General features: G+C 73.2%; 19 protein-coding genes. 12 read left to right on the top strand and 7 right to left on the bottom strand.

Translation table 11 applies throughout. The annotated features are described in order from the left end of the window. Positions 1–19 precede the first annotated feature (19 nt). Entirely contained in the window at positions 20–976 is a 957-nt protein-coding gene (locus ASC82_RS14345) for an FAD-dependent oxidoreductase (protein ID WP_056647017.1), read from the bottom strand. Positions 977–1,058: 82 nt separating this feature from the next. On the opposite strand from ASC82_RS14345, the gene ASC82_RS14340 reads away from it, so the two are divergent. The 4 genes from ASC82_RS14340 to ASC82_RS14325 all read left to right on the top strand — a co-directional run bounded on the left by ASC82_RS14340 (position 1,059) and on the right by ASC82_RS14325 (position 4,409). After that, a complete protein-coding gene (locus tag ASC82_RS14340) occupies positions 1,059–1,535 on the top strand; it encodes a hypothetical protein (protein ID WP_056647012.1) in 477 nt (158 codons plus the stop codon). Positions 1,536–1,639: 104 nt separating this feature from the next. Beyond that, a complete protein-coding gene (locus tag ASC82_RS14335) occupies positions 1,640–3,277 on the top strand; it encodes an ABC-F family ATP-binding cassette domain-containing protein (RefSeq protein ID WP_056647009.1) in 1,638 nt (545 codons plus the stop codon). Next, positions 3,277–4,011 carry a 2-phosphosulfolactate phosphatase gene (locus tag ASC82_RS14330; RefSeq protein ID WP_056647006.1) on the top strand — a complete coding sequence of 245 codons (735 nt, stop codon included), beginning with the start codon at positions 3,277–3,279 and terminating at the stop codon, positions 4,009–4,011. Before ASC82_RS14335 ends, ASC82_RS14330 begins: the two co-directional genes overlap by 1 nt. After that, the gene (locus ASC82_RS14325) at positions 4,008–4,409 is read left to right on the top strand and encodes a hypothetical protein (protein ID WP_056647003.1); all 402 of its coding nucleotides are present in this window, start codon (positions 4,008–4,010) and stop codon (positions 4,407–4,409) included. The genes ASC82_RS14330 and ASC82_RS14325 overlap by 4 nt, the downstream gene beginning before the upstream one ends. A 51-nt stretch (positions 4,410–4,460) precedes the next feature. Here the strand turns inward: ASC82_RS14325 and ASC82_RS14320 are convergent, their stop codons facing one another. Continuing rightward, positions 4,461–6,905, bottom strand: a complete 2,445-nt coding sequence (locus ASC82_RS14320; RefSeq protein ID WP_056647000.1) for a Tex family protein — start codon at positions 6,903–6,905, stop codon at positions 4,461–4,463. A 280-nt stretch (positions 6,906–7,185) separates the two neighbouring features. Further along, on the bottom strand, positions 7,186–8,052 hold the full coding sequence (locus ASC82_RS14315) for a hypothetical protein (protein WP_056646998.1): 867 nt from the start codon (positions 8,050–8,052) through the stop codon (positions 7,186–7,188). 128 nt (positions 8,053–8,180) lie between these two features. On the opposite strand from ASC82_RS14315, the gene ASC82_RS14310 reads away from it, so the two are divergent. Together ASC82_RS14310 and ASC82_RS14305 are read left to right on the top strand one after the other, a co-directional pair. After that, positions 8,181–9,152: a GlxA family transcriptional regulator gene (locus ASC82_RS14310; protein ID WP_056646994.1), complete on the top strand. Its 972-nt coding sequence runs from the start codon at positions 8,181–8,183 to the stop codon at positions 9,150–9,152. A gap of 62 nt (positions 9,153–9,214) precedes the next feature. Beyond that, the gene (locus ASC82_RS14305) at positions 9,215–9,859 is read left to right on the top strand and encodes a DJ-1/PfpI family protein (protein WP_056646993.1); all 645 of its coding nucleotides are present in this window, start codon (positions 9,215–9,217) and stop codon (positions 9,857–9,859) included. A 3-nt stretch (positions 9,860–9,862) separates the two neighbouring features. Here ASC82_RS14305 and ASC82_RS14300 read toward each other — a convergent pair whose 3' ends face one another. Further along, complete coding sequence (locus ASC82_RS14300; RefSeq protein ID WP_056646990.1) at positions 9,863–10,606, bottom strand: enoyl-CoA hydratase/isomerase family protein; 744 nt, start codon at positions 10,604–10,606, stop codon at positions 9,863–9,865. 66 nt (positions 10,607–10,672) lie between these two features. On the opposite strand from ASC82_RS14300, the gene ASC82_RS14295 reads away from it, so the two are divergent. Beyond that, complete coding sequence (locus ASC82_RS14295) at positions 10,673–11,368, top strand: DUF308 domain-containing protein (RefSeq protein WP_242427653.1); 696 nt, start codon at positions 10,673–10,675, stop codon at positions 11,366–11,368. A 130-nt stretch (positions 11,369–11,498) separates the two neighbouring features. Then, positions 11,499–12,020 (top strand): ATP-binding protein, encoded by a 522-nt coding sequence (locus tag ASC82_RS14290; protein ID WP_056646987.1) that lies wholly within the window; start codon positions 11,499–11,501, stop codon positions 12,018–12,020. On the opposite strand, the gene idi is transcribed toward ASC82_RS14290, so the two are convergent. The 3 genes from idi to ASC82_RS14275 all read right to left on the bottom strand — a co-directional run bounded on the left by idi (position 11,986) and on the right by ASC82_RS14275 (position 15,161). Further along, positions 11,986–12,519, bottom strand: a complete 534-nt coding sequence (gene idi, locus ASC82_RS14285; RefSeq protein ID WP_242427684.1) for an isopentenyl-diphosphate Delta-isomerase — start codon at positions 12,517–12,519, stop codon at positions 11,986–11,988. The two genes, ASC82_RS14290 and idi, sit on opposite strands and share 35 nt — an antisense overlap. A 238-nt stretch (positions 12,520–12,757) precedes the next feature. Then, positions 12,758–14,020 (bottom strand): bifunctional class I SAM-dependent methyltransferase/N-acetyltransferase, encoded by a 1,263-nt coding sequence (locus ASC82_RS14280; protein WP_056646981.1) that lies wholly within the window; start codon positions 14,018–14,020, stop codon positions 12,758–12,760. A gap of 199 nt (positions 14,021–14,219) precedes the next feature. Then, a complete protein-coding gene (locus tag ASC82_RS14275) occupies positions 14,220–15,161 on the bottom strand; it encodes a cation diffusion facilitator family transporter (RefSeq protein ID WP_056646979.1) in 942 nt (313 codons plus the stop codon). A 413-nt stretch (positions 15,162–15,574) separates the two neighbouring features. Here ASC82_RS14275 and ASC82_RS14270 point away from each other — a divergent pair, with 413 nt between their 5' ends. From ASC82_RS14270 to ASC82_RS14255, 4 genes are read left to right on the top strand one after another with little or no spacing between them, the layout of a single operon-like run. Then, positions 15,575–17,398 (top strand): DUF5941 domain-containing protein, encoded by a 1,824-nt coding sequence (locus ASC82_RS14270; RefSeq protein ID WP_056646976.1) that lies wholly within the window; start codon positions 15,575–15,577, stop codon positions 17,396–17,398. Then, complete coding sequence (locus ASC82_RS14265) at positions 17,395–18,132, top strand: phosphocholine cytidylyltransferase family protein (protein ID WP_056646974.1); 738 nt, start codon at positions 17,395–17,397, stop codon at positions 18,130–18,132. The genes ASC82_RS14270 and ASC82_RS14265 overlap by 4 nt, the downstream gene beginning before the upstream one ends. Continuing rightward, the gene (locus ASC82_RS14260; protein ID WP_056646972.1) at positions 18,120–19,181 is read left to right on the top strand and encodes an iron-containing alcohol dehydrogenase family protein; all 1,062 of its coding nucleotides are present in this window, start codon (positions 18,120–18,122) and stop codon (positions 19,179–19,181) included. The genes ASC82_RS14265 and ASC82_RS14260 overlap by 13 nt, the downstream gene beginning before the upstream one ends. Then, the gene (locus ASC82_RS14255; protein ID WP_079039260.1) at positions 19,159–19,938 is read left to right on the top strand and encodes a CDP-alcohol phosphatidyltransferase family protein; all 780 of its coding nucleotides are present in this window, start codon (positions 19,159–19,161) and stop codon (positions 19,936–19,938) included. The genes ASC82_RS14260 and ASC82_RS14255 overlap by 23 nt, the downstream gene beginning before the upstream one ends. The last annotated feature ends 31 nt before the right edge of the window (positions 19,939–19,969 follow it).

Below are 19,969 nucleotides of genomic sequence, written 5' to 3'. Positions count from 1 at the left end.
GCCGCACGTCAGCCGCGCGTCAGCCGCTCGCCAGCTCCGCCGCCCGCTCCGCGCAGCCCCAGGCCACCGTCACCCCCGCCCCGCCGTGCCCGTAGTGGTGCACCAGCCGCCCGCCGCCCGGCAGCGGCACCGCCTCGATGCGGACACCACCCGCCCGAGCGGGCCGCAGGCCCACCCGGTGCCCGAGAATCCGCGCCCCCGCGATCTCCGGCCGCACCCGCGCGCACCGCGCGACGATCGCCGCGGCCGTCGCCGGGTCGGCGTCGAGCCGCTCCGCCCCCTCCTCGGCCGTCCCGCCGAGCACGAGACGTCCCGGCTGCGGGAAGAAGTACGTCGTCTCGCCCGCTCCCTCGTCCGCCGCCGTGAACCACTCCTCGACGCCCGGATTCTCCACCAGCACCAACTGCCCCCGCACCGGCAGCAGTCCGGCGTCCGGTACGAGCTCCCGCGCGCCGAGTCCCGCGCAGTCGACGACCACACGCGCCCGCGCCGCCGCCTCCTCGAAGCCGGTCACCGCACGCCGCTCGAAGACCCCGCCCGCGGCCTCGAACCGGCCTCGCAGCCACGAGAGATGGACCGGCATGTCGATGAGCGGCAGCCGCGCCGCGAGGCCCACGCCGTAGGGCCCCGGCACCTCCTCGGGTGCCAGCTGCCGCAGCCCCGGGACCTCCTTCGCCCACGCACCCAGGCCGTCCAGCACGACGTCCGCGTGGACCCCGGCCACCCACCGCACCCCCGTCCGCTCGGGATCGGCGGCCAGCTCCCCGTACACCCGGAGCGAGGTGAGCGCCCAGGCCCCGGCCTCCGCCGCCGGCTCGATCCGGTACGGCCACCACAGGGCACCCGCCACCGCCGAGGTCGTCGCCGCCACATCGTCCCGTGACCAGATCCGTACGCGCAGTCCGCGCTCCGCCAGGGTCACCGCCGTCGTCAGCCCGACGACCCCGCCACCCACCACGATCACGTCGCTGTCCATGGCGGGGACCGTACCGGGACCGGGACATTTCCGGGACTCCCCAGCCATGGAACGGGGCCCGCTCCGGGGAAATACTTCCTGCATGCCGCCCGCGTACACGCTCCTCGACCTCACCGGCCCTCACCGCGACACCCCCGATCTCGTGGTCGACGGCAGGCCCCTGCTCCACCGGCTCGACGAGGTCGAGGGCGTCGACGCCGTCTCGCCCCTCGCCTCGGACCTCCCGCCCGTGTTCCGCGCCGGGTCCGTCCGCGGGCTGCTCCTCGACTCCGCGTGCGCCGCCGGACGCCGGATCCTCTACTCCTGCCCCGACTGCGAGGACCCGGGCTGCGGCGCCGTCACGGCCGTCGTCGAGCGCGAGGGCGAGGACGTCGTCTGGCGCGACTTCGCCTGGCAGACCGGCGGCCCCGATGATCCCGTCGACCCGGCCCGCGACGGCTACCCGGGCGTCGGCCCGTACCGCTTCCGCGGCGACACCCACCGGGCGGTCCTCCTCCGCCTCCTCGGCGACGCGACCGCCGAGCCCGAGCCCCACGGCGCACGGCTCGCCGCAGCCTGAGCAGCGCGCGCCGGCCGGAGCGCGCCCGACGTGAGCACGCCGGGCCGGAGCACGCCCGGCCCGGCGGACCCGTGCTCGCGCGGTCGCCTAGGATTCGTACCCTCATGACTGCAACCCTCGTCGCCAAGGACCTCGCCGCCGGCCACGGCGAACGCACCCTCTTCGCCGGGCTCGACCTCGTCGTCGCCCCCGGGGACGTCATCGGCCTCGTCGGCGTCAACGGCGCCGGGAAGTCCACCCTGCTCCGGCTGCTCGCCGGGCTCGACACCCCGGAGGAGGGCGAGCTGCGGCTCTCCCCGCCCACCGCGAGCGTCGGCCACCTCCCGCAGGAGCCCGAGCGGCGCGCAGGGGAGACCGTGCGCGAGTTCCTCGCCCGACGCACCGGCGTCACCGCCGCCCAGACCGCCATGGACGAGGCCACCCAGGGCCTCGTCGACGGCACGCCCGGCGCCGACGACGCCTACGCCACGACGCTGGACCGCTGGCTGAACCTCGGCGGCGCCGACCTCGACGAGCGCGCCGAGGAGGTCGCCGACTCCCTCGGCCTCACCGTCGGCCTCGACCAGCCGATGACCTCGCTCTCCGGCGGCCAGGCCGCCCGCGCCGGTCTCGCCTCGCTGCTCCTCTCCCGCTACGACGTCTTCCTCCTCGACGAGCCCACCAACGACCTGGACCTCGACGGTCTGGAGCGCCTGGAGACCTTCGTGAAGGGGCTGCGCGCCGGGACGGTCGTCATCAGCCACGACCGCGAGTTCCTCACCCGCACGGTCACCAAGGTCCTGGAACTCGACCTCGCCCAGCAGCAGATCACCCTGTACGGCGGCGGTTACGACGCGTACCTCGAGGAGCGGGACACCGCCCGGCGCCACGCGCGCGAGGACTTCGAGGAGTACGCGGGCAAGAAGGCCGCCCTCGAAGCGCGCGGCCACATGCAGCGGTCCTGGATGGACAAGGGCGTCAAGAACGCCCGCCGCAAGGCCACCGACAGCGACAAGCTCGGCCGGAACGCCCGCAGCGAGGCCAGCGAGAAGCAGGCCGCGAAGGCCCGGCAGACCCAGCGCATGATCGAGCGCCTCGACGTCGTCGACGAGCCCCGCAAGGAGTGGGAGCTGCGGATGGAGATCGCCTCCGCCCCGCGCTCCGGCTCGGTCGTGGCGACGCTGCGCGAGGCCGAGGTGCGCCGCGGCGACTTCGCCTTCGGCCCCGTCACGCTCCAGATCGACTGGGCCGACCGGGTCGCCGTCACGGGCGCCAACGGCGCCGGGAAGTCGACGCTGCTCGCCGCCCTCCTCGGCCGCCTCCCGCTGGACTCCGGGGACGCGGTCCTCGGCTCGGGCGTCGTCGTCGGCGAGGTCGACCAGGCCCGCAAGCTCTTCCACGGGACGGAGACGCTCCTGGAGGCGTTCTGCGCGGCCGTGCCCGAGACGGAGCCCGCCGAGGTCCGTACCCTGCTGGCCAAGTTCGGTCTCAAGGCCGTCCATGTGATGCGGCCCGCCACCACGCTCTCCCCGGGCGAGCGGACGCGCGCCGCGCTCGCGCTGCTCCAGGGCCGGGGCGTGAACCTGCTCGTCCTCGACGAGCCGACCAACCACCTCGACCTGCCGGCCATCGAGCAGCTGGAGTCCGCCCTCGACTCGTACACCGGCACCCTGCTCCTGGTCACCCACGACCGGCGCATGCTCGACGCCGTCCGCACGACCCGCCGCATCGAGGTCGCCGACGGCAAGGTGACCGAGCTCTGATGACGGTCACCTTCGGGTGGGGGCCCGTCGAGGCACGGGCCCTCGCCCCGGCGGCCGCCTGCGTCGTCGTGGTCGACGTGCTCTCCTTCACCACGGCCGTCGGCGTCGCGGTCGAGGCCGGCGCCGCCGTCCACCCGTACCGCTGGCGGGACGCCACCGCGGTCGCGTACGCGCGGGAGAAGGACGCGGTCCTCGCCGTCGGCCGGAGCGAGGCCACCGAGGCGCACCCGTGGACGCTCTCCCCGGCGGCCCTGCGCGCGGCCCCGATGCCGCCGCGCCTGGTCCTGCCCTCCCCGAACGGCTCCACCATCGCGGCGGAGGCCGCGGAGCGCGGCGCGACCGTGATCGCCGCCTCCCTGCGCAACGCCACGGCCGTCGCCCGCCTGCTCACGGACCGGGGGTACGGCTCCGAGGACCGCCCGGTCGCCGTCGTCGCCTCCGGCGAGCGGTGGCCCGACGGCTCGCTGCGCCCCGCCCTCGAAGACCTGCTGGGCGCGGGAGCGGTGCTCGCCGCCCTCGCGCGTGCGGGTACGGGCACACCGACCCCCGAGGCGACCGCGGCGGCCACGCTGTGGGCCGCGACGGAGGACCCGGTCGCCGCCTTGCACGGCTGTGACTCGGGCCGTGAACTGTACGAGTACGGCTTTCCGCAGGACGTGGCCGTGGCCGCAGAGATCGACAGCTCGACGGCCGTCCCCGTCCTCGTGGACGGCGCTTTCCAGGAGGCACCATGACCGACCTACTGACCCGGCTGACCGCGATGCTGGACGATCTCGACGCGGACGTCGACGAGACGATCGACCTCGCCGACGAGGTCGCCGCCTCGGGTGACGCCGGTCTCCTGCCCCGCCTCCAGGCGGAGCTGGACCGCGCCCTCAGCGAGCGGAACGCCTACGCCCGTGAACTCCTCGGCGGGGTCCTCGCCGCCATCGGCGGCCCGGACGCCCTCCCGATCCTGATCCGTGCCTCGGCCGTCGACCTCGGCGACGACCAGGACGGCCTGGCCGCCGAGATCGTCGACCTGGTCCAGGCGGACCCGAACACGGCCGGCCGTGTGCTGCGGCCGCTGACGGAGGACGACGACCTCTCCGTCGCCAACCGCGCCGAGTGGGCCCTGCGCTTCGTGCCGTAACCCCGGCGAAGGCGAGGAGCAGGGCCCCTCGCCTTCGCACCGGTCGTACGGTCAGCGGCGGCCGCGCCGCCCGTCGCCGCCCTCGTTCAGGAGCCCGGCCTTGCGGAGGGCGTCGGCCATCGCGCTGTTCGCGGCGGCCGGGGCCTGGGACTGCCCGCGGTCACGGTCACGGGACCTGTTCCCGCCACCGCCACCGGTACCACCGCCACCGCCGGCACCGCGACGCTGCTGCGGCGGACGACCACTCCGGTCGCCACCCCGCTCGCCGCCTCGCTCCCCGCCCCGCTCCCGCTTGGGCGCGCCGCCCCCGGCGTCCGCGCCCGCCTCGTCGTCCAGGCGCAGGGTCAGGGAGATCCGCTTGCGCGGGATGTCCACGTCCATGACCTTGACCTTGACCACGTCACCGGGCTTCACGACGTCGCGCGGGTCCTTGACGAAGGTCTTCGACATCGCCGACACGTGCACGAGACCGTCCTGGTGCACACCGATGTCGACGAACGCCCCGAAGGCGGCCACGTTCGTGACGACCCCCTCCAGGACCATCCCCGATTCCAGGTCGCCGATCTTCTCGACGCCCTCCTTGAAGGTGGCCGTCTTGAACGCCGGTCGCGGGTCGCGGCCCGGCTTCTCCAGCTCGCGCAGGATGTCCGTCACCGTCGGCAGACCGAAGGTCTCGTCGACGAAGTCGTCGGCCCGCAGCGAGCGCAGCGTGCCCGTGTCGCCGATCAGCGCGGCGACCTGGCCGCCCGTCGTCTTCGCCATCCGGCGCACCACCGGGTACGCCTCCGGGTGCACCGAGGAGGCGTCCAGCGGGTCGTCGCCGCCCCGGATGCGCAGGAAGCCCGCGCACTGCTCGTACGCCTTCGGGCCGAGCCGGGCCACGTCCTTCAGCGCCTTGCGGGAGCGGAACGGGCCGTTGGCGTCGCGGTGCGCGACGATGTTCTCCGCGAGGCCGGCGCTGATCCCGGAGACCCGCGAAAGCAGCGGCGTGGACGCGGTGTTGACGTCGACGCCGACGCCGTTCACACAGTCCTCGACCACGGCGTCCAGCGAGCGCGAGAGCTTCACCTCGGCCAGGTCGTGCTGGTACTGGCCGACGCCGATCGACTTCGGGTCGATCTTCACGAGCTCGGCCAGCGGGTCCTGGAGCCGCCGCGCGATCGAGACGGCGCCGCGCAACGACACGTCGAGGTCGGGGAGTTCCTGCGAGCCGAAGGCGGAGGCGGAGTAGACCGAGGCGCCGGCCTCCGAGACCATCACCTTGGTCAGGTTCAACTCGGGGTGCTTGGCGAGGAGTTCGGCCGCCAGCTTGTCGGTCTCGCGGGAGGCCGTGCCGTTGCCGATCGCGATCAGCTCGACCGCGTGCTGCTTCGCGAGCCGCGCGATCCTGTCGAGCGCCTGGTCCCACTTGTTGGCGGGGACGTGCGGGTAGATCGTGTCGGTGGCCACGACCTTGCCGGTCGCGTCGACGACGGCCACCTTCACGCCGGTACGGAAGCCGGGGTCGAGGCCGAGCGTCGCCCGGGTGCCGGCCGGCGCGGCGAGCAGCAGGTCGCGCAGGTTGGCCGCGAAGACCCGGACCGCCTCGTCCTCGGCGGCCGTCCGCAGCCGCAGCCGCAGGTCGATCCCGAGGTGCACCAGGATGCGGGTCCGCCAGGCCCAGCGGACCGTGTCCTGGAGCCACTTGTCGCCGGGGCGCCCCCGGTCGGCCACGCCGAAGCGGTGCGCGACGATCCCCTCGTACGAGGACGGGCCGGGCGTCTCGGACGGCTCCTCGGGCTCCAGGTCCAGGCTGAGGACGTCCTCCTTCTCGCCGCGCAGCATGGCGAGCACGCGGTGCGAGGGCAGCGCCGTGAACGGCTCGGCGAAGTCGAAGTAGTCGGCGAACTTCGACCCGGCCTCCTCCTGCCCGTCGCGCACCTTCGCGGCCAGCCGGCCCCGGCTCCACATGCGCTCGCGCAGCTCGCCGATGAGGTCGGCGTCCTCGGAGAACTTCTCGGTGAGGATCGCCCGCGCGCCCTCCAGGGCCGCGGCGGCGTCCGCGACGCCCTTGTCCGCGTCCACGAAGGCGGCCGCGGCGGCCGTCGGCTCCGTCGAGGGGTCCGCGAGCAGCCCCTCCGCCAGCGGCGTCAGACCGGCCTCGCGGGCGATCTGGGCCTTCGTCCTGCGCTTCGGCTTGAAGGGCAGGTAGATGTCCTCGAGCCGCGCCTTGGTGTCGGCGGCCCGGATCCGGCCCTCCAGCTCCTCCGTCAGCTTGCCCTGCTCGCTTACCGAGTCGAGGATCGCCGACCGGCGGTCCTCCAGCTCGCGCAGATAGCGCAGCCGCTCCTCCAGGGTGCGGAGCTGCGCGTCGTCGAGCATCTCGGTCGCTTCCTTGCGGTAGCGCGCGATGAACGGCACGGTCGAACCGCCGTCGAGCAGCTCGACGGCCGCCTTCACCTGTCGCTCGCGTACGCCGAGTTCCTCGGCGATCCTTGCTTCGATGGACGTCGTCACGGTGTCCCGACTCGCCTTCTCGTGCCTCAAGCTTGCTAGGGGGGTGTCTCGCCGATCATGCCGGGCTCGCGACGCCTGGTGCGGCACCTCGCTGCGTTGCCGAAGCGCCCCCATAGCTCCGCTATGGGGGCCCTCCGGCGCCATGCGATGCACCGCACCGGACGCCGCTCCCTGATCCGGCCTGATCGGCGAGACACCCCCGTGCATTGTGCCGGGTCCGTCACCCGGATGCGGCAACCGACCCGTCCTGCGCGCGTCCCCGCGCCCGTGCCGCCCCCGGTCAGCCCTTGCCGACGAGGTCCGCGGGGAAGGCGCCCGCGACCGCCGCCGTCATCAGGAAGCCGCGCCCCAGCTCGGTGAGCCGCTCGACCCCGGCCGCGCCGAGGTGCTCGTACGGGGCGGTGTCCAGCCGGTCGGTCAGGAGCTCCAGCTCGTCGCGGAGCGCCGTACCGGCCTCGGTGAGCTCGCCGTCGGCGTCGAGGATCCCGCGCTCGCGCAGCCGCTCCGTGGCCGCGTCCCAGTCGGCGCGCTTCCAGCCGCGCGAGCCGAGGACCCAGCGCGGGGACATGCCCTTGCCGGTGGCGGTGTGCGAGGCGAGGGCCTCGACGGGGTCGAGTCCGACCGTGAGCAGGGCGGCGAGGTGGCCGTCGCCCCGGTGCTCGCGCAGCAGCGTGGCGGCGTACCAGTAGGCGAGGTGCGGGGCCTCCGGCACCGGCAGGTCCGCGTGGGCCGAGTAGAGCGGCCGGGCGTGCCGGGTGCAGGCCTCCGTGGCGCGCAGGGCGAGCATCGCGGCCTCGGCCATCTCCGGGGAGGAGACGGTCTCCTCGCCCAGGAGCCGGCGCAGGGTCGCGTCGACGGTGCGCAGCCGGGCGGCCAGGACGTCGGCGGGGGAGGCGGTCTCCCAGACGGCGGGGAGGTGCCGGGCGAGCAGCTCGTGGTTGTAGTTGTAGAAGGTCGCCGCGACCGTGCCCGCGCCCACCGCGCCGAGGGCGGCGCTCCGCGCGGCGAGCCGCATCGCACTCTGGTCCGTGAAGCCGAGGGCGCCGAACTCGCGGTCCAGGTCGGGCGAGAAGTAGAGCGTGGAGTGCAGCGGGTTGAGGGCGTTGTGGCAGCGGCGTCCGGCGCGCGGCGGCAGGGCAGTCGTCATGAGCCGAAGGTTACCGACTGGTCGGTACGACGGGAACAGGCGGCGGCCTCCCGGCTCCGCGCCCCGATGGCAGAAAAGGTGGGTTGTGCGTCGTTGCGGACGACACCGGACGCGCCAAGGATGGGGGCATGACGCAGCGACCCGTACTCGTCGTCCTCTTCGACGGCGTGCAGAGCCTCGACGTCACCGGCCCCTACGAGGTCTTCGCCGGTGCGGGTCGCGCCGCCGGCGACCCCGCCGCTTACCCGATCCGCACCGCCTCCCTGGACGGCGGACCGGTCCGTACGCACAGCGGGCTGCGACTGCTCCCCGACACCACCCTCGCCGCGGCGGTCGCCGACGGCGCCCCGCACACCCTCGTCGTCCCCGGCGGCGAGGGCACCCGCTGCCCCGACCCCGCGCTGATCGACTGGCTCCGCACCCACGCCCCGCGCGCCGGGCGGCTGGTCTCCGTCTGCACCGGGGCGCTGCTCCTCGCCGAGGCCGGACTCCTCGACGGACACCGGGCGACGACCCACTGGATCGCCTGCGACCACCTCGCCCGCTGCTATCCCGAGGTCGACGTCGACCCGAACCCCATCTTCGTCAGGGACGGCCGCATCTCCACCTCCGCCGGCGTCACCGCGGGCATCGACCTGGCGCTCGCCCTCGTCGAGGAGGACCTCGGCCGGGACATCGCCCTCACCGTCGCCCGCCACCTGGTCGTCTTCCTGCGCCGCCCCGGCAACCAGGCCCAGTTCAGCGTCCAGTTGTCCGCCCAGACCGCACAGCGGGAGCCGCTGCGCGACCTCCAGCAGTGGATCACCGAGCATCCCGGCGACGACCTCTCCGTCGAGGCGCTCGCCGCCCGCGCCCGGCTCTCGCCCCGCCACTTCGCCCGCGCCTTCCACGCCGAGACCGGCACCACCCCCGGCCGCTACGTCGACCGGGTCCGGCTCGAACACGCCCGCCGCCTCCTGGAGGAGACCTCGCGCGGCGTCGAGGAGGTCTCCCGCACTTCCGGCTACGGGACCCCGGAGGCGATGCGCCGCGCCTTCGTCAAGGCGCTCGGCACCGCCCCTGCGGAGTACCGCCGCCGCTTCCACTCGCCCGCCAGCTGACCCCGCGCCCACGCGGCGCACCCGTCCACCGATTCCGGCCGCCGGCCACGAAAGGGTTCACCATGCAGATCGCCGTCCTGCTCTACGACCGCTTCACCACGCTCGACGCCGTCGGACCGTACGAGCTCCTGGCCCGCCTCCCCGGGGCCGAGACCGTCTTCGTGGCCAAGGAGACCGGCCCCGTCCGCAACGACCAGGGCAGCCTCGCCCTCGTCGCCGACCGGACCCTCGCCGAGGTCCCGCACCCGGACATCGTCCTCGTCCCCGGCGGCCCGGACGCGCGGGTGGCCATGGACGACCCGGAGATCCTCGACTGGCTCCGTACCGCCGACGCCACCAGCACCTGGACCACCTCGGTCTGCACCGGCTCGCTGATCCTCGCCTCGGCCGGCCTGCTCAAGGACCGCCGAGCGACGACGCACTGGCTCGCCTTCGACGAGCTGCGGGCCCTGGGAGTCGAGCCCACCGGCGAGCGGGTCGTCTTCGACGGCAAGTACGTCACCGCCGCCGGGGTCTCCTCCGGCATCGACATGGCGCTGCACCTGCTGGGCCGGATCGCCGGCGACGAGACCGCCCAGACGATCCAGCTCCTCACGGAGTACGACCCGCAGCCGCCGTACGACGCGGGCTCCCCGGAGAAGGCCCCGGCCGAGATCGTCGCGTACTGGCGCGGCGGCGACAAGGGCCGCGCCGACGCGCGGGGCTGACCCTCAGACCCCGTACGTGAAGCGGGGCGCGCGGCGCTCCAGGAAGGCGGCGACCCCCTCCGCGGTGTCGCCGCTGCCGCGCGCCTGCTCCGCCCAGTGGGCGTCCCGGTCCGTCCGCCCGTCGGCGAACTCCTTGGCCGCGGCCTGGGTCAGCAGCGAGCGCGAGACGAGCACCTGCCCGAACTCGGCCACCCGCTTGTCCAGTTCGCCCGCCGGGTGGACCTCGTCCACGAAACCGGTCCGCAGGGCCCGCTCCGTGTCCATCAGCTCGCCGGAGAACAGCAGGTACTTGGCGGTCGAAGGGCCCACGAGGGCGGTCAGCCTGCGGGTCGACGAGGACGGGTAGACGATGCCGAGCTTCGAGGGGGTGATCCCGAAGCGGGTGCCCTCCTCGGCGAAGCGCAGGTCGCAGGCGCCGGCGAGCTGGCTGCCGCCGCCGACGCAGAAGCCCCGGACGGCCGCGAGCGTCGGCTTCGGGAAGGCCGCGAGCGCCTCCTCGGCCCGTACGGCGAGGCTCTGCTGCTCGTCGCCGGGCTCCCGCAGCGCGGAGATGTCCGCGCCGGCGCAGAAGGTGTCGCCCTCGCCGGTCAGGACCAGGGCCCGCACTTCACGGTCGGCGGCCAGCCGGTCTAGCACGCCGGGCAGCGCGCGCCACATGGCGGCGCTCATCGCGTTGCGCTTGGCGGGGTTGGCGATGACGACGGTGGCGACGCCGTCCGTGACGCTGTCCTTCAGCTGCGGCTCCATGGGCCGGATGCTATCCGCCCTGCTCGAACGTACGATCAGGAAGGGGGCGCCCCGAGGAGGCACCGCATGGCGAAGGACGCCCAGGAGACGTACCCCGGCTCGGACCCTGTCGGGGACATGGCACGCGAGGGGAAGCGGCTCAACCGCAGCTTCAGCTGGCTCGCCGTGCTCGGCGTCGTGCTCGTGATCGGCGGTGTCGTGGGGCTGGTCTACACGGGCCTCGCCACCCTCACCTCGATGCTGCTCTTCGGCTGGCTGCTGCTGATCGGCGGCGTCGTGGGCCTGCTCCAGGCCATCCAGTCGCGCGGCACGAGCTACTTCTGGCTCGCCGTCGTGGTGGCCGCCCTGAACATCGCGGCCGGTGTCGTGGTGATCCGTCACCCGGAGGGCTCGGCGGAGGCACTGACGATGTTCGCCGCGCTGCTCTTCCTCACCGGCGGCCTCTTCCGGCTGGTCGGCAGCGTGGTGGTGCGCGGCCCGCAGTTCGGCTGGACCCTGCTCCAGGGCGCGTTCGGCCTGCTCCTCGGCCTGCTCGTCCTCTTCGACTGGCCGGAGAGCAGCCGGTACGTGCTCGGGGTCTTCTTCTCCCTGGCGCTGCTCTTCGACGGCCTCGGCCTGATCGCGATCGGCGTGGGCGGCCGGCGGATCGTCAGTATGGTGACGCCGGCGATGCCGGAGCCTTCGGAGCCGCCGGCGCAGGAGCCTTCGGAGCCGCCGGAACCGGGACCCTCAGAAAGCGCGCACGATCAGTCGAACAACTGACGTTGGCATACCCACCCGATCAGAAGATGGCCGATAAGTGTCGACTTCTGGTCAGTAGGCCGGTCCGCCCGCGCGGATTGCCAAGACTCGATCCGTGGCGAGAATCGAGCACGAGGGTGGGAACAGGACCGTGGATGCCCACGGAGGTGTGCCCGCCCGGTCACCGTCCTTCGAAGGAGTCTGGCGCTTCACCGCACCCGCGGTCGACGTCTCCGTCCCGCAGGCCCGGCACGCCGTACGCGACCTGTTGGTCCGCCAGGGAGTCCCAGTCCATGAGGAGATCATGGACGGCCTGCTGCTGATCGTCTCCGAGCTGGTCACCAACGCCGTGCGGCACGCGGCGCTGCTGTCGCCGGAGATAGCGGTGGAGGTCGCGATCGGCCCCGAGTGGATCCGGGTGTCCGTCGAGGACAACCACCCGTACCGCCCCAAAGCGCTGGAGGCGGACTACGGGCAGACCGGGGGGCGCGGACTGCTCCTGGTCCGGGAGATCGCCCAGGAGGCCGGCGGCGCCTGCGACGTCGAGCACACGGCGAGCGGCGGAAAGATCATCTGGGCGGCGCTGCCCCTGGCCCCGATGGCACCGGGGCCGGGGGGCGCACCCCAGGAGGCGGCGGTCACCAGCCCCCGGACGGACCCGTCAGCTCTCTGACGGCCGGACGCGCCGCGTCGAGCACCGTCATGAACCAGGCGGAGAACGGCGCGGCGGCGTGCCGCTCGGCCAGTTCGGCGGCGGTCACGAAGGCGGTGTCCTCGATCTCCTCCGGGTCGGGCCGCGGCTCGGCCTGCACGAGGCCGACGAAGAGGTGGTTGAACTCCTGCTCCACCAGGCCCGAGGCCGGGTCCGGGTGGTTGTAGCGGACGGTGCCCGCCTCGGCGAGCAGCGTCGGCGAGACGCCGAGCTCCTCGAAGGTCCGCCGCGCGGCCGCCGCGAACGGCGCCTCGCCCGGGTAGGGGTGGCCGCAGCAGGTGTTCGACCACACGCCGGGGGAGTGGTACTTGCCCAGCGCCCGGCGCTGGAGCAGCAGCCGGCCGGACTCGTCGAAGAGGAAGACGGAGAAGGCGCGGTGCAGCTGACCCGGCGCCTGGTGTGCGGCGAGCTTCTCCGCCGTGCCGATGGTCTTCCCGTCCTCGTCGACCAGTTCGAGCATGATCGGCGCCGGGGCTCCGGACGGCTGGACGCCGTTCGACGTGATCTCCGGCGAGATCTGAGCCACTGTGGCTGGTGTGGTCGGCATACCCGTCCTTCGCTTCGGTCCTCGGCCCGGTGGGGCCACCTCAGTCTGCCGTACAAAAGCGGCTTGTCCCCACTTCGGCGGCCGGACGTCGCCGCTCCCACCACACCGGAGTACACCGGCGCGGCGGGAGCGGAGGGAGGTCAGAGGGCCATCAGACCCCGAAAGCCGCCGGATAGACGAGCGTGCCCGAGGGGACGGGAGCGGAACCGTCCAGGACGAGCGCCATCATGACCTCGTCCGGAACCTCGAAACCTGGCTTGATTGCATACTCGGACGCCCGTACGAACCCGAACCGTGGGTAGTACTCCGCGTGCCCGAGGACCAGGACGAGCGGCTCGCCCCGGAGCCGCGCCGCGTCGAGCACCGCCCGGACGACGGCCTGCCCGGCCCCCGTCCGCTGGTGCTCCGGAGCCACCGAGACCGGCGCGAGCGCCGCCGCGGGAGCGCCGCCCACCCGGCAGCGCGTGATCAGGGCGTGCGCCGCGATCGTGCCGTCCGGGGCCTCCGCCACGTACGACAGACCGGGCAGCCAGGCGGCGGCGTCCAGCCGGAGGTTGTCGACCAGATCGGCCTCCGTCTCCGACGGTTCCTCCACCGAACCGAAGGCCGTCGACACGACCCGGCGCACCGCCGGGGCGTCCTCGGGCGCCTCCTCGCGGACGCGCCAGCGCGCATCGGCCGGCCGCAGGACGAAACCGGCGTAGCCGTAGTCGGTGCCGTGCTCGCGCCGCAGCGCGATCTCGGTACGTGCTCCGGCCACGGCCTCGGCCATGCCCGGCACGGTGGTGTCCGCCGCATCGGCGTGCGCGGCGAGCGGGACGTAGTACTCGTCCCAGTCGCTCTCCGGCTGCGGGACGGTGCCGAGGACGTGGTAGCCGGCCCCGACCGCCGCCGCCGCGTTCCCGGCGACCGTACGGAGGGTGTAGTGCTCCTCCCAGAAGGCGCGGGCCTCGGGGCCCGGCTCCCCGGTGGTCCACACGCACTCGGTGAGGACGAGGGTGCCGCCGGGCGCGAGCAGCCTGCGCCACTCGGCAAGCGCTCGGTCGAAGCCGAGCACGAAGACCGAGCTCTCGGCCCAGACCAGGTCGAAGGAGCCGTCGGGGAAGGGCAGTGCGCCCATGTCGGCGTCGAGGGTGTGGACCGAGCCGTCGAGCCCGCGCGCGGCGGCGGACTCCCGCAGCTCGGCGAGGAACGGCTCGTGGGTGTCGACGGCCGTCACCTCGGCGCCGGCCTCGGCGGCCAGGAGCAGCGCGGAGCGGCCGGGGCCGCAGCCCAGGTCGAGCACGCGCGGACGCTCCGGAAGCCGCCCCACGAGCGCGAGGAGCCGACGGGTGGTGGTGTCGGAGCCGGGGCCCTGCCGCGGAAGACCGTGGTGCAGGGCGAAGAAGGAGTCGTACAGAGCGTTGTCGGACAACGTGGGAAACCCTTGTGTGAGAGGGCCCCGGCCGACGACGTGACGTACCGGTGGGAAGACCGGGATCAGGTCAGCCGGTGACCCGGAAGCTGAAGCTGGACCGGGCGCTGCCGCACTGGGCAGCCTCCATCGCGACGGTCATCAACCTCAGCTCCTCTCCACACGGGTGCGTCCGAAAAGGCTAACAGGGCCGGGGCCCTCAGAGGCAGAGCTTGGCCTCGTGCTGTGCGTGGCCGGCCGGCTCCAGCTGGAAGGTGCAGTGCTCCACGTCGAAGTGGGAGCCCAGGCACCCCTGGAGGTCGTGCAGCATCTTCTCGTGCCCGACGGAGTCCAGCGCGCCCTGGTCCACGACCACGTGGGCGGAGAGGACCGGCATCCCGGAGGTGATCGTCCAGGCGTGCAGGTCGTGGACGTCCTCGACGCCCGGCAGGGCCAGTATGTGGGCCCGTACCTCCGCCATGTCGACGCCCTTGGGGGCCGCCTCCAGGAGCACGTCCAGGGTCTCGCGCAGCAGCTTGAGCGTGCGGGGCACGATCATCAGGCCGATGACGATCGAGGCGATCGGGTCGGCGTACTGCCAGCCCGTGGCCAGGATGATGCCGGCCGCGACGATCACGGTCACCGAGCCGAGCGCGTCCGCGAGGACCTCCAGATACGCCCCGCGCACGTTGAGGCTGTCCTTCTGGCCCCGGGCGAGGAGGGAGAGCGAGATCATGTTGGCCACCAGGCCGACCACGGCGAAGGCGATCGTGAGGCCGCCCTTGGTCTCGGCCGGCTCGATGAACCGCTGGATCGCCTCGTACAGCACGTAACCGCCGACGACGAGCAGCAGCAGACAGTTGGCGAGCGCCGCCAGGATCTCGGCCCGGGCGAATCCGAAGGTGCGGTTCCCGGAGGGGGGCCGGTTGGCGAAGTGGATCGCGAGCAGCGCCATCGCGAGCCCGACGGCGTCCGTCGCCATGTGGGCGGCGTCGGCGATCAGCGCGAGCGAGTCGGCGACCACACCGCCGATGATCTCGATCACCATCACGGAGAGCGTGATGCCGAGCGCGATCCGCAGTCGGTTCTTGTACGCGGCCCCCGCGGTGCCCGTGGGGGGCGCTCCGCCGTGACTGTGCCCGTGGTCGTGTCCAGCCCCCATGAGATGGCCTCCCGAATCGAGTCGTTCCGTCTGCCCCAAGTGGCAAGTGAACTACGGGTGGGGGGTATGTGCAACACGGTACTGAACACCGTTGTCATATGCTCTGACCTGCGATGATGCCATCAGGACCGGCCATGGCGGGAACCCGTCGGCAGGGCCCCGCGCGGCGGGCGCCGCCAGGGACCCCCCGGGCCGGACCACCACCCGTCCGGGCCGATCTCCCCAGGGCCCCTCGCACCCGTGAGGCCACCGGTGGGCCCGGGGGAGTCCGGCCCGCGAAGCCTCGGTGAACTCACGCTCCGTTCATCCGATAGCCTCAGCCGACGTGCCGCCGCCCGGCGCCGGGCCGCACCGCCGCGCCCCGGGCCGCCACGGCCCGCAGGCCCCTCGTCAGCTCCAAGGAGTGAGTTCGTCTGTCGACCGCCATCCTCACCGGCCCGCCGGCACCCGGATCCTCGCTCGACGCTGATCTGCGGTCGCTCGGCTTCGACGTCCGGGTCGCCACCGGCGCCGAGGAGACCGGCTCCCTGCTGGAGTCCGTCCCGGCGGGCGAGCGCGTCGCGCTCGTCGACCCCCGGTTCGTCGGCCACCTGCACGCCCTGCGCCTCGCCCTCACCGACCCCCGGTTCCCGGCCGCGGCCGCGCCCGGCGCGCTCACCGCGCAGAGCGAGGCCCGCCCCGCGCTGGCCCGCGCCCTGACCGCCGCGACCGCCGTGTCCGTGACCGTCGGGGCCGCCGGCACCGACGGCCCCGCCGACGACCTCACCGGCACGCTCGCCGACGCCCTCGACGCCGACGGCGTCGCCGTGCACCGGCCCCAGCTCGGCACCCTCGTCGCCACCGTGCCCACCGACGCCGAGGCCCGCCACGAGGCCCGCGCCGCCGTCGAGGCCGTCGACGAGGAGGCCGTACGCCTCCGCTCGGCCGTCAAGGCCCAGGACGGCTTCTTCACCACCTTCTGCATCAGCCCGTACTCGCGCTACCTCGCCCGCTGGTGCGCGCGCCGCGGCCTGACCCCCAACCAGGTCACCACCGCCTCGCTGCTCACCGCGCTGATCGCGGCCGGCTGCGCGGCCACCGGCGAGCGCGGCGGCTACATCGCCGCCGGCGTCCTCCTCCTCGTCTCCTTCGTCCTCGACTGCACCGACGGGCAGATCGCCCGCTACTCGCTGCAGTACTCGACGCTGGGCGCCTGGCTCGACGCGACCTTCGACCGCGCCAAGGAGTACGCCTTCTACGCGGGCCTCGCCCTCGGCGCCGCCCGCACGGGCGACGACGTGTGGGCCCTCGCGCTCGGCGCCATGATCCTCATGACCTGCCGGCACGTCGTGGACTTCTCGTTCTACGAGGCCACCTACGACGCCACGGCGAGCAAGAGCCCCTCCGCCGCCCTCTCCGGCCGCCTCGACAGTGTCGGCTGGACCCTCTGGGCCCGCCGGATAATCATCCTGCCGATCGGCGAGCGCTGGGCGATGATCGCCGTCCTCACCGCCGCCACCAGCCCCCGGATCGTCTTCTGGGCGCTGATCGTCGGCTGCGCCTTCGCCGCCTGCTACACCACCGCGGGCCGGGTCCTGCGCTCCGTGACCCGCAAGGCGAAGAGGACCGACAGGGCCGCCCAGGCCCTCGCCGACCTCGCCGACTCGGGCCTGGCGGCCCGGATCGCCGGCCGTCTCTTCGGCGGATTCGGACTCGGGCTGCTCCCCGGCTTCGTCCTCGCGTTCATCGCCACGGGCACGCTGCTCGCCGCCGTCATCGGCCGCCCCTTCGGGGACACGCAGACCGTCGTCGCCGCCGCCCTCTACGTGGTGTTCGCCGGCGTCGCCGTCCAGCGCCCCCTCAAGGGCGCCCTCGACTGGCTCGTCCCCCCGCTCTTCCGCGTCGCCGAGTACACCACCGTCCTCGTGCTCGCCGCCCGCTCCGACTCCGCGCACGCCCTCCCGGCGGCGTTCGGGCTGGTCGCGGCGGTCGCCTACCATCACTACGACACGGTCTACCGCATACGCGGTGGCACCGGCGCGCCGCCCACGTGGCTGGTGCGCGTCACCGGCGGACACGAGGGGCGCACGCTCCTCGTGGTCGCTCTCGCCGCCCTCCTGGCGGACCGCGGTGACGACTTCACCCTGGCACTGACCGCCCTCGCGGTCGCCGTCGCGCTCGTGTGGCTCGTGGAGTCCATCCGTTTCTGGGTCTCCTCCGGAGCACCCGCCGTTCACGACGAAGGAGAAACAGCATGATCGGCCTCGTACTGGCAGCCGGTGCCGGACGCCGTCTGCGCCCCTACACCGACACCCTTCCGAAGGCTCTCGTGCCTGTCGACGGCGAGACCACCATCCTGGACGGGACGCTGAAGAACTTCGCCGAGATCGGCCTCACCGAGGTCGCGATCGTCGTCGGCTACCGCAAGGAGGCCGTCTACGCCCGCAAGGAGGCCCTGGAGGCGAAGTACGGCCTCACCATCACCCTCGTCGACAACGACAAGGCCGAGGAGTGGAACAACGCCTACTCCCTGTGGTGCGCCCGTGAGGTCCTCAAGCGCGGTGTGATCCTCGCCAACGGCGACACCGTCCACCCGGTCTCCGTCGAGGAGACCCTCCTCGCCGCCCGCGGCAACGGCCAGAAGATCATCCTCGCCCTCGACACGGTGAAGAGCCTCGCCGACGAGGAGATGAAGGTCATCACCGCCGAGGGCAAGGGCGTCCAGCGCATCACCAAGCTGATGGACCCGGCCACCGCCACCGGCGAGTACATCGGCGTCACGCTGATCGAGGCCGAGGCCGCCGAGGAGCTTGCCGACGCCCTCAAGGCCACCTTCGAGCGCGACCCCGACCTCTACTACGAGGACGGCTACCAGGAGCTCGTCAACCGCGGCTTCACCGTCGACGTGGCCCCCATCGGCGACGTCAAGTGGGTCGAGATCGACAACCACGACGACCTCGCGAAGGGCCGTGAGATCGCGTGCCAGTACTGACCCGGCTGATCCCGTCGCCGGTCGTCGTCGACATCCGCCGAGGAGCGCTCGAGGACCTCTCCGCGCTCCTGGCGGACCAGCGGATCTCCAGCAACGGCAAGATCGCCGTCGCGATCAGCGGCGGCTCGGGCCTGAAACTGCGTGCCCAGTTCGCTCCTGAGCTTCCGGGTGCCGACTGGTACCCGGTCTCCGGCGGCACCATCGACGAGGCCGTGAAGCTCGCCGACGCGATGCGCGGCAAGCGGTACGACGCCGTCGTCGCCCTCGGCGGCGGCAAGATCATCGACGTGACGAAGTACGCGGCGGCCCGTGTCGGCCTGCCGCTGGTGGCCATCGCCACCAACCTCTCGCACGACGGCATCTGCTCGCCGGTGTCCACCCTGGACAACGACAACGGACGCGGCTCGTACGGTGTGCCGACCCCGATCGCGCTGGTCATCGACCTCGACGTGATCCGGGACGCCCCGGTGCGCTTCGTCCGCTCAGGCATCGGCGACGCGATCTCGAACCTCTCCGCCATCGCGGACTGGGAGCTCTCGCACCAGGAGACGGGCGAGCCCGTCGACGGTCTCGCGGCCGCCATGGCCCGCAGCGCCGGCGAGGCCGTGCTCCGCCACCCCGGCGGGGTGGGCGACGACGACTTCCTCGTCACGCTCTCCGAGGGCCTGGTGATGTCCGGCATCGCCATGTCCATCAGCGGTGACACGCGCCCCTCCTCGGGCGCCTGCCACGAGATCAGCCACGCCTTCGACCTGCTCTTCCCGACCCGGGCCGCGAGCCACGGCGAGCAGTGCGGTCTCGGTGCGGCCTTCGCCATGCACCTGCGCGGCGCCCACGACGGCTCCGCGCTCATGGTCGAGACGCTGCGCCGGCACGGGCTGCCCGTGCTGCCGGAGGAGATGGGCTTCAGCGTGGACGAGTTCGTCCAGGCGGTGTCCTTCGCCCCGCAGACCCGGCCGGGCCGGTTCACCATCCTGGAACACCTCGACCTGTCCGACGACGAGATCAGGGACGCGTACGCCGACTATGCAAAAGCCATCGGTAGCTGAGCTCCGACCGGTCGTCCACCCCCCGGGTGTGAAGGACCGGCGGAGCGGTGAGCACTGGGGCGGCCGCCTGTACATGCGGGAGATCTCGCTGCGGATCACCCGGCGGCTGGTGGCCACGAAGGTCACGCCCAACCAGCTGACCTACCTGATGACCGTCTTCGGCGTGCTCGCCGCTCCGGCCCTCCTGGTGCCGGGCATCACGGGCGCCGTCCTCGGCGTCGTGATGGTCCAGATGTACCTGCTGCTCGACTGCGTCGACGGCGAGGTGGCCCGCTGGAAGCAGCAGTTCTCGCTTCAGGGCGTGTGGCTGGACCGGGTCGGCGCGTACCTGTGCGACGCGGCGGTCCTCGTCGGCTTCGGCCTGCGCGCCTCCGACCTGTGGGGCCAGGGCCGGATCGACTGGCTGTGGGCCTTCCTCGGCACGCTCGCCGCGCTCGGCGCCATCCTGATCAAGGCCGAGACCGACCTCGTCGGTGTCGCCCGGCACCAGGGCGGACTCCCGCCGGTCAAGGAGGCGGCCTCCGAGCCGCGTTCCTCCGGCATGGCGCTGGCCCGCAGGGCCGCCGCCGCGCTCAAGTTCCACCGCCTGATCCTGGGGATCGAGGCCTCCTTCCTGATCCTGGTCCTCGCGATCGCGGACCAGATCCGGGGCGACCTCTTCTTCTCCCGGCTCGGTGTCGCCGTCCTCTGCGGCATCGCCCTGCTCCAGACCGTGCTGCACCTGGTGTCGATCCTGGTCTCCAGCAGGCTGAAGTGAGGCCCGCCGTGAGTTCTCCGCTCAAGGTGGG

Source organism: Streptomyces sp. Root431, from assembly GCF_001426585.1.
Taxonomy (GTDB): Bacteria; Actinomycetota; Actinomycetes; order Streptomycetales; family Streptomycetaceae; genus Streptomyces; species Streptomyces stackebrandtii.
The sequence above is the reverse complement of the archived record's forward strand: the minus strand, read 5'-3'. Positions and strand labels throughout refer to the sequence as shown.

Bases quoted from the DNA above. Each gene is read 5' to 3' on its own strand.
- ASC82_RS14345 (WP_056647017.1), bottom strand. From the start codon at position 976: ATGGACAGCGACGTGATCGTGGTGGGTGGCGGGGTCGTCGGGCTGACG.
- ASC82_RS14340 (WP_056647012.1), top strand. From the start codon at position 1,059: ATGCCGCCCGCGTACACGCTCCTCGACCTCACCGGCCCTCACCGCGAC.
- ASC82_RS14335 (WP_056647009.1), top strand. From the start codon at position 1,640: ATGACTGCAACCCTCGTCGCCAAGGACCTCGCCGCCGGCCACGGCGAA.
- ASC82_RS14330 (WP_056647006.1), top strand. From the start codon at position 3,277: ATGACGGTCACCTTCGGGTGGGGGCCCGTCGAGGCACGGGCCCTCGCC.
- ASC82_RS14325 (WP_056647003.1), top strand. From the start codon at position 4,008: ATGACCGACCTACTGACCCGGCTGACCGCGATGCTGGACGATCTCGAC.
- ASC82_RS14315 (WP_056646998.1), bottom strand. From the start codon at position 8,052: ATGACGACTGCCCTGCCGCCGCGCGCCGGACGCCGCTGCCACAACGCC.
- ASC82_RS14310 (WP_056646994.1), top strand. From the start codon at position 8,181: ATGACGCAGCGACCCGTACTCGTCGTCCTCTTCGACGGCGTGCAGAGC.
- ASC82_RS14305 (WP_056646993.1), top strand. From the start codon at position 9,215: ATGCAGATCGCCGTCCTGCTCTACGACCGCTTCACCACGCTCGACGCC.
- ASC82_RS14300 (WP_056646990.1), bottom strand. From the start codon at position 10,606: ATGGAGCCGCAGCTGAAGGACAGCGTCACGGACGGCGTCGCCACCGTC.
- ASC82_RS14295 (WP_242427653.1), top strand. From the start codon at position 10,673: ATGGCGAAGGACGCCCAGGAGACGTACCCCGGCTCGGACCCTGTCGGG.
- idi (WP_242427684.1), bottom strand. From the start codon at position 12,519: ATGCTCGAACTGGTCGACGAGGACGGGAAGACCATCGGCACGGCGGAG.
- ASC82_RS14275 (WP_056646979.1), bottom strand. From the start codon at position 15,161: ATGGGGGCTGGACACGACCACGGGCACAGTCACGGCGGAGCGCCCCCC.
- ASC82_RS14265 (WP_056646974.1), top strand. From the start codon at position 17,395: ATGATCGGCCTCGTACTGGCAGCCGGTGCCGGACGCCGTCTGCGCCCC.
- ASC82_RS14255 (WP_079039260.1), top strand. From the start codon at position 19,159: ATGCAAAAGCCATCGGTAGCTGAGCTCCGACCGGTCGTCCACCCCCCG.